This is a genomic window from Pseudomonas sp. EGD-AK9 (genome assembly GCF_000465935.2).
Lineage (GTDB): Bacteria > Pseudomonadota > Gammaproteobacteria > Pseudomonadales > Pseudomonadaceae > Aquipseudomonas.
Map to the genome: position 1 here is coordinate 1 of NZ_AVOF01000175.1, position 7,023 is coordinate 7,023.

Annotated in this window: 6 protein-coding genes and 1 pseudogene; 3 read left to right on the forward strand and 4 right to left on the reverse strand. The window is 68.1% G+C overall.

The annotated features are described in order from the left end of the window. From N878_RS09685 to N878_RS09695, 3 genes are all read left to right on the forward strand, one after another. Positions 1–422, forward strand: a 422-nt coding sequence (locus tag N878_RS09685; RefSeq protein WP_021443466.1) for an ATP-binding cassette domain-containing protein, incomplete at its 5' end; no start/stop codon positions are given. Further along, a complete protein-coding gene (locus tag N878_RS09690; RefSeq protein ID WP_021443467.1) occupies positions 423–1,340 on the forward strand; it encodes an MlaD family protein in 918 nt (305 codons plus the stop codon). After that, a complete protein-coding gene (locus N878_RS09695) occupies positions 1,337–1,933 on the forward strand; it encodes an ABC-type transport auxiliary lipoprotein family protein (RefSeq protein WP_021443468.1) in 597 nt (198 codons plus the stop codon). The genes N878_RS09690 and N878_RS09695 overlap by 4 nt, the downstream gene beginning before the upstream one ends. A gap of 34 nt (positions 1,934–1,967) precedes the next feature. Here N878_RS09695 and N878_RS09700 read toward each other — a convergent pair whose 3' ends face one another. The 4 genes and pseudogenes from N878_RS09700 to N878_RS29500 all read right to left on the reverse strand — a co-directional run. Further along, complete coding sequence (locus N878_RS09700) at positions 1,968–3,887, reverse strand: ATP-dependent DNA helicase RecQ (RefSeq protein ID WP_021443469.1); 1,920 nt, start codon at positions 3,885–3,887, stop codon at positions 1,968–1,970. A 166-nt stretch (positions 3,888–4,053) separates the two neighbouring features. After that, positions 4,054–5,595: a phosphoenolpyruvate carboxykinase gene (locus tag N878_RS09705; protein WP_021443470.1), complete on the reverse strand. Its 1,542-nt coding sequence runs from the start codon at positions 5,593–5,595 to the stop codon at positions 4,054–4,056. A gap of 158 nt (positions 5,596–5,753) precedes the next feature. After that, the gene (gene hslO, locus N878_RS09710; protein WP_021443471.1) at positions 5,754–6,641 is read right to left on the reverse strand and encodes an Hsp33 family molecular chaperone HslO; all 888 of its coding nucleotides are present in this window, start codon (positions 6,639–6,641) and stop codon (positions 5,754–5,756) included. A gap of 216 nt (positions 6,642–6,857) precedes the next feature. Then, a pseudogene (locus N878_RS29500) lies at positions 6,858–7,023 on the reverse strand (RNA-binding protein); the annotation flags it as partial.

The following is a 7,023-nucleotide window of genomic DNA, read 5'->3' on the forward strand; positions in this document are numbered from 1 at the left end:
TGGCGCGGGTCAAGATCGCCCTCGCCGGCCTGCCGCAGGACGCCGCCGACAAATACCCCAGTTCGCTGTCCGGCGGCATGGTCAAGCGCGCCGCTCTGGCCCGCGCCCTGGCGCTGGACCCGGACATCCTGTTTCTCGACGAGCCCACCGCCGGCCTCGATCCCATCGGCGCGGCGGCCTTCGACCAGCTGATCCGCACCCTCTGCGACAGCCTGGGCCTGAGCGTGTTTCTGGTCACCCACGATCTGGATACGCTGTACAGCATCTGCGATCGGGTCGCCGTGCTGGCGCAGAAGAAGGTGCTGGTGGCCGACCGCCTGGAGGTGGTGGCCGCCACCGACGACGCCTGGATTCAGCAATATTTTCACGGCCCGCGTGGACGCGCGGCCGCACAGGCCGCCACCGCGGCAGGGAGTGGATGAATGGAACCCAGAGCCCATCACGTGCTGATCGGCCTGTTCACCGTGCTCACGCTGGGCGCCGCGCTGCTGTTCGCCCTGTGGCTGAACAAGGCCGGCGCCGAGCGCGCCTTCACCGATTACGAGGTGATCTTCAACGAGGCGGTCAGCGGCCTGTCGCAGGGTAGCGCGGTGCAGTACAGCGGGATCAAGGTCGGCGACGTGATCAGCCTCGGCCTCGACCCGGACGACCCGCGCACCGTGCGCGCACGCATCCGCATCGTCGGCCACACGCCGATCAAGCAGGACACCCGCGCGCGCCTGTCGATCACCGGCATCACCGGCCTGGCGGTGATCCAGCTGCACGGCGGCAGCCCGGAAAGCCCGCCGCTGCGAGGCGAGAACGGCCAACCGGGCATCATCATCGCCGACCGCTCGCCGCTGTCCCGGCTGATGGCCAACGGCGAGGACCTGGTGGTCAACATCACCCGCCTGCTCAACCGCGCCAACCGCATGCTCTCGCGGGAGAACGCCGAGCGCGTGGCACGCACCCTGGACAACCTGGAACAGGCCAGCGCCGGCCTCGCCGGCCAGCGCGACGAACTCAGCGCCGCCCTGCAGCAGGCCGGTGCCGCCACCCGCGAGGCGGCCGAACTGATGCGCACCGCCAACCGCCTGCTCGACGGCCAGGGCAGCCAGGCCCTGGACAACGCCGAGCGCCTGATGGCCTCGCTGGAGCGCAGCAGCCGCAGCATCGAGCAGTTGCTGGAAAGCAATCGCAGCGCGCTGGACAGCGGCCTGCAGGGCCTCGGCGAACTGGGCCCGGCGATCGGCGAGCTGCGCGACACCCTCGGCGCCCTGCGCAGCTTCTCCCAGCGCCTGGAACGGGACCCCACCGGCTACCTGCTGCGCAACGACAGCATCAAGGAGTTCCAACCATGAAGCCTCTGCCCCTGCTGCTGGCCGCCGGCCTGCTCGGCGCCTGCTCGATCCTGCCGCAGAGCGAGCCGCTGGACGTCTACCTGCTGCCGGCGGCGCAACTGCCGGCCCAGACTCAACGGGTCGACTGGGCGCTGCGGATCAATAGTCCCAGCAGCAATCAGCTGCTCGACGGCACGCGCATCGTCGTGCTGCCCGAGCCGGAGCGGGTCAACACCTACCAGGGCGTGCGCTGGAGCGAGCGCACCCCACAGCTGCTGCAGGCGCGCCTGCTCGACGCCTTCCACGACGACGGCCGCATCCGCGCGCTGAGCAGCGACGCGCAGCGCCTGCAGGCCGACCTGGAACTGGTCAGCGAGCTGCGCGCCTTCCACAGCCAGTACCAGGGCGAGCGGCCCGAGGCGCTGATCCAGCTCGACGTGCGCCTGGTCGATGCGCGCGACCAGCGCATCCTCGCCAGCCGCCGCTTCAGCGCGACCCAGCCGGCCAGCGATAGCTCGGTACCGGCGGTGGTCGCCGCCTTCGGCCAGGCCGGCGATCGCCTGGCCCAGGAGCTGGTGGACTGGACGCTAAACGAGGGGCAACGCAATCGCTAGGCCCGGCGGTGGACAAGGCTGCGCCATGTCCACCCTACATCGCCAACCAGTCGCGTACCTCGGCGTAGGGATAATCCTCCAGCGCGGCGAAGCCGGCCAGCTGCCGCGCCTTGAGCTTGGTCAGCAGCGGCGTGGTCACGCCGCAGAGAAAGCGCGTCAGGCATTCGCGGCTCGGCATCTGTCCGGCGTGCTGCAGGTGCGTTTCGCTAAAGGCCGCACACAGCGCCTGCGCATCGCGCCCGCTTAGCGGCGGCCGGTCTGGCGGCGCCGGCAAGATAGCGATGCGGCCCCGGCACACCGAACAATGCCCGCAGCGCTCGGGCGCCTGGGCGTCGCCGAAGTACAGCGCCAGGCGCCGGCTCAGGCAGTCGCGGCTCTCGAACAGGGCGAGCATGGCCTGGATACGGGCGATCTCGCTGGCCTCGTGGGCGCGGAAATGGCCGTGCAGCTGCTCGGCCAGGACGACGGGGTCGAATTCGGCGTCCAGCAGGGCATAGACCTCGGTCATCTGCTTGCTTTCCAGCTCGACCCAGCCCTTCTCCTGAAGGTAGTCCAGCGCCTTGATCACCCGCGCGCGCTCGGCGCCGTGGTCGCGATACAGCGCATCGAAATCCAGGGTGAACCAGGTGCGCGCCCGGCGCGAGCCGGAGAGAATCGCCTCGACGAACCGGCGTCGTTCGCCGTCGAACTGCGCCAGCAGCGCCGCTTCGTCCAGCAGCAGCTTGAAGCGGTATTCGGCGAAGTAGGCGTAGCGCGGCGCGATGATGCCGCGCAGCTCCAGCTGCACCAGCAGGGTCTTCAGCGGCAACGCGCGGATATTGCTCTGTTCGGCCAGCTGGCCCAGCATCAGCTCCCACTGCCCGCCCATGCCGACCGCGTGCAGCTCGTCGAGCACGCGGCGAATCCCGGCCAGCTCCGGGGTATCGCCGTAGACGAAGTTCTCCAGCACGCTGAGGCTGTCGCGGTTAGCCAGCACCAGGCAATCCGAGGCCTGGCCGTCGCGGCCGGCGCGTCCGATCTCCTGGCTGTAGTTCTCGATGGATTTCGGCAGGTCGAAATGCACCACGTTGCGGATATCGCGCTTGTCGATGCCCATGCCGAAGGCGATGGTGGCGACGATGCACTGCAGCTCGCCGGCCATGAAACGGCGCTGGATCGACTCACGCACCTCGTGCGCCATGCCGGCGTGGTAGGCGCTGACCGCCAGACCGTCGCGCGCCAGGCGCTCGGCGACCTGCTCGGCGGTCTTCTGCTGGGTGACGTAGACGATGCTGGCCTGCTCGCGCCGCGGCGTCAGCCAGTCCTGCAGACGGCGCAGCTTGGCGCTGCCTGCCACCGGCTCGACCAGCAGGTTGAGGTTGGGCCGGTAGAAGCCGGTGGTGACCACGTCCGCTTCGGCGATGGCGAATTTCTCGCGCATGTCGGCGATCACCTTGGGCGTCGCCGTGGCGGTGAGCAGCAGCACCTGGGCGATGCCGAACTGCCGCTGGTAGTCGGGCAGCTTGAGGTAGTCGGGGCGGAAGTTGTGGCCCCATTCGGAGATGCAGTGGGCCTCGTCGACCACCAGCAGGGAGATCGGCACCTGGGCGATGAAATGGCGGAAGCGCTCGTTCTTCAGGCGCTCCACCGAGATCATCAGGATCTTCAGCTCGCCGGCCTTGGCCCTGGCCATGACCGCACTGGCCTGTTCGCGGCTTTGCGCCGAGTCGATGCTGGCCGCCGCGATGCCGCGGGCGTGGAGGAAGGCCAGCTGATCCTGCATCAGCGCCAGCAGCGGCGAGATCACCAGGGTGAGATGGGGCAGGTGCAATGCCGGCAGCTGGTAGCACAGCGACTTGCCCGAGCCGGTGGGAAAGATCGCCGCCGCCGAGCGACCGGCGAGCACGGCGCTGACCACCTGCTCCTGGCCGGGGCGCAGCTGATCGAAACCGAAGACGCGTTTGAGGGTGGACATAAGCCGTCACTCCATTGACCGCCGAATGGCCCATGACCATAACGCGGTTCGGTAGGGTGCGCCATGCGCACCGACAGAGTCCCGTGGAGAACCGGTGCGCGCGGCGCACCCTACCCGGAAATGACAAAGCCGCCCGAAGGCGGCCTTGTCGTAGCGCGGTGCGAGCTTAGAGCTGCGGGCCGGCGTTCTTGATGGCGTCGCTGACGTCGAACTTCTGGAAGTTGTCGATGAACAGCTTGGCCAGGGCCTTGGCGGCTTCGTCGTAGGCGTTCTGGTCTGCCCAGGTGTTGCGCGGGTTGAGCAGGTTGGTCTCGACACCCGGTACCGACTTCGGCACGTTGAGGTTGATGATCGGCAGTTGCTCGGTCTCGGTGCCGATCAGCGCACCGCTCTGGATCGCGGCGATCACACCACGGGTGGTGGGGATGCTGAAACGCTTGCCGACGCCATAGCCGCCGCCGGTCCAGCCGGTGTTGACCAGGTAGACCTTGGAGCCGAAGGCCTTGATCCGCTTGATCAGCAGCTCGGCGTAGACGCCGGCCGGGCGCGGGAAGAACGGCGCGCCGAAGCAGGTGGAGAAGGTCGACTTGATGCCGGCGCCGCTGCCCATCTCGGTGGAACCGACCAGCGCGGTGTAGCCGGAGAGGAAGTGGTAGGCGGCCTGTTCCTCGTTGAGGATCGACACCGGCGGCAGTACGCCGGTCAGGTCGCAGGTGAGGAAGATCACCGCGTTCGGCTCGCCGCCGAGGTTCCGCTCGCTGCGCTTCTCGACGTGGGTCAGCGGGTAGGCGGCGCGGCTGTTCTGGGTCAGGCTGTCGTCGGCGTAATCCGGGATACGGTTCTCGTCGAGCACCACGTTTTCCAGCACGGCGCCGAACTGGATGGCCTTCCAGATCACCGGCTCGTTCTTCTCCGACAGGTCGATGCACTTGGCGTAGCAGCCACCCTCGATGTTGAACACCACGCCCTCGCCCCAGCCGTGCTCGTCGTCGCCGATCAGGTAGCGCGACTCGTCGGCCGACAGGGTGGTCTTGCCGGTGCCGGACAGGCCGAAGAACAGGGTGACGTCGCCTTCCTCGCCGATGTTGGCGGCGCAGTGCATCGGCAGCACGTCGGCTTCCGGCAGCAGGAAGTTCTGCACGCTGAACATGGCCTTCTTCATCTCGCCGGCGTAGCGCATGCCGGCGATCAGTACCTTCTTGGCGGCGAAGTTGATGATCACGCAGCCGTCGGAGTTGGTGCCGTCGCGCTCAGGCACGCACTCGAAGTTGGCGACGTTGAGGATCTGCCACTCGGTCTTGCCCGCCGGGTTGTAGGTTTCCGGCTCGATGAACAGGCAGCGGCCGAACAGGTTCTGCCAGGCGGTGGCGGTGGTCATCTTGACCGCCAGGTAGTGCGCTTCGGCGGAGCCGACGTGCACGTGGGAAACGAAATGATCCTGGGCGTTGTTGAACGCCTCGACGCGGTCCCACAGGGCATCGAACTTGTCGGCCGGGAACGGACGGTTGATCGCGCCCCAGGCGATCTGCGCCTCGCTGCTCGGCTCCTGAACGATGAAACGGTCAGCCGGCGAGCGACCGGTACGGTGGCCGGTGCGGACCACCAGCGAGCCGTTGGCGGCCAGTTCGCCTTCGCCACGGCGGATGGCTTCTTCGACCAGTTGCGCGGCGCTGATGTCGGTGTACACGGCGGTGTTGGCTTGCGTCATGAGGGTCCCCGTCGGCCGCTGGCCGAGTCTTCCGAACGTTGTGTAGTACAGGGGCAACTGCACTACAGCGGTAAAAAAGTCGCGGGAGTATGCCAGAAAAGCGAACTGCTTGGCAGCCTCCGATCCGATAGAGAGCGGCTATCGCCCAGAAAAGTTCATCAATGACGGGTCTGCGACGGCGCCTCGCTGCCGCCGCCGGCGAACAGCTGGGCGATGTCGGCGGCGTCGAAGGCGTAGCGCTCGTTGCAGAACTGGCAGTCGATCACCACCTTGCCGCCCTGCTCGCCGAGCAGCAGCTCGGCGTCGCTCTGGCCGAGGCTGACCAGGGCGCTGGCCGAGCGCTCGCGCGAGCAGCTGCAGCGGAACTGCAGCGCCTGCTCGTCGAACAGGCGCACGGTCTCCTGGTGGTAGAGACGGTGCAGCAGGGTCGGGTTGTCCAGGCCGAGCAGCTCCTCGGCGGACAGGGTGTCGGCCAGGGTCAGCAGGTGGTTCCAGCTTTCCTGACGCGCCTCCGGCTCGATCTGCTGATGCGGCGGCAGCTGCTGCAGCAGCAAGCCGCGGGCGCGCTGGCCGTCGGCCTTGAGCCAGAAGCGGGTGGGCAGCTGCTCGGAACTGGCGAAGTAGTTGGACAGGCACTCGGCCAGGTCGACGCCGTCGAGGGCGACGATGCCCTGGTAGCGCTGGCCCTTGGCCGGGTCGATGGTGATCGCCAGCACGCCGTCGGGCATCAGGGCGTGCAGGTCGGCGTCGGCCGTGACCCGCTCGCCGTCGTAACGGGCGATGCCGCGCAGTTCGCGGGCACTGGAGCACTCCACCATCAGCAGCGACACGGGCCCCTCGGAGCGCGCCTGCAGCACCAGCAGGCCGTCGAACTTGAGGGTGCCGACCAGCAGGGCGGCGGCGGCCATCAGTTCGCCGAGCAGTTGCGCCACCGGCTGCGGGTAGGCGTGCTTGGCCAGCACATGGGCGTAGCTCTCGCGCAGGGCAACCATCTCGCCGCGCACGTCGGTGTCGTCGAAGAGAAAGCGTTGGCTGAAATCGGTCATAGCGGGCTGGCCTGCCTGGGTCTGCAAAAAAGGCTGGCGATTTTATGCACAAATGCCCGGACAACCAAGGCCCGGGTGTCGCGCAAGGGCGATAAGGGCCGAGCAACAGCGACGGGCGCCCACATCTAGCGTGGGGCGGACATGCCGCAGGCTTGTCCGCCATCGCGCCGCCTGACCGGGCGGTGGACAAGGCTGCGCCATATCGACCCTAAGCCCCTACTCCTCGTCCGCCCAGGGATGACGCAGGCCGCCGTCCTGCTGTTCGTTGAAGTGCTGGATCTGCCGGCGCTGCTTCTTGCTCGGCCGGCCGTCGGTCTGCACGCCGAGGGCGCCGGCCTTGCGCAGCGCCGCGGCCTGTTCGCGGCGGGCGATGCTCGCCTCG

Bases quoted from the DNA above. Each gene is read 5' to 3' on its own strand.
- N878_RS09690 (WP_021443467.1), top strand. From the start codon at position 423: ATGGAACCCAGAGCCCATCACGTGCTGATCGGCCTGTTCACCGTGCTC.
- N878_RS09695 (WP_021443468.1), top strand. From the start codon at position 1,337: ATGAAGCCTCTGCCCCTGCTGCTGGCCGCCGGCCTGCTCGGCGCCTGC.
- N878_RS09700 (WP_021443469.1), bottom strand. From the start codon at position 3,887: ATGTCCACCCTCAAACGCGTCTTCGGTTTCGATCAGCTGCGCCCCGGC.
- N878_RS09705 (WP_021443470.1), bottom strand. From the start codon at position 5,595: ATGACGCAAGCCAACACCGCCGTGTACACCGACATCAGCGCCGCGCAA.
- hslO (WP_021443471.1), bottom strand. From the start codon at position 6,641: ATGACCGATTTCAGCCAACGCTTTCTCTTCGACGACACCGACGTGCGC.